We start from the raw sequence: 324 nt of genomic DNA, 5'->3' as shown, positions 1-324 counted from the left end.
GGACGCGGTCGTCGGCGGTGATGTGGCAGCGGTCGTTGAGGTCGGTGATGGTGTTCATGGCGGCGCGGTGGGAGACGGCCACGCCCTTGGGTTCGCCGGTGGACCCCGACGTGAAGATCACATAGGCGAGGGTGTCCGGGGACACCCGTCGCGGCTCCTTCGCCGGAGGATGGTTCCTGGCCTCCGACAGGTCGTCGAGCACGGTTCGTACTCCGGCGCGTTGGTACATCCGTTTGCGGCGTTCGGGTGGCTGGTCGACGCCGACGGGGACGTAGGCGGCTCCGGCGGCCAGGATGCCGAGGACGGCGGCGATCTGGTCCGGTC

At 69.8% G+C, this 324-nt stretch carries 1 protein-coding gene; it reads right to left on the bottom strand.

Annotated features, from left to right (window positions below):
* Positions 1-229: AMP-binding protein (locus tag ACLIYP_RS30895; protein ID WP_412716357.1), on the bottom strand; the 229-nt coding region annotated here is incomplete at its 3' end.
* Between the last annotated feature and the right edge of the window lie 95 nt (positions 230-324).

This window comes from Streptomyces nanhaiensis (assembly GCF_046614825.1).
Classification (GTDB): Bacteria; Actinomycetota; Actinomycetes; order Streptomycetales; family Streptomycetaceae; genus Streptomyces; species Streptomyces radiopugnans.
This window is presented reverse-complemented; position numbering and strand designations above follow the sequence as displayed.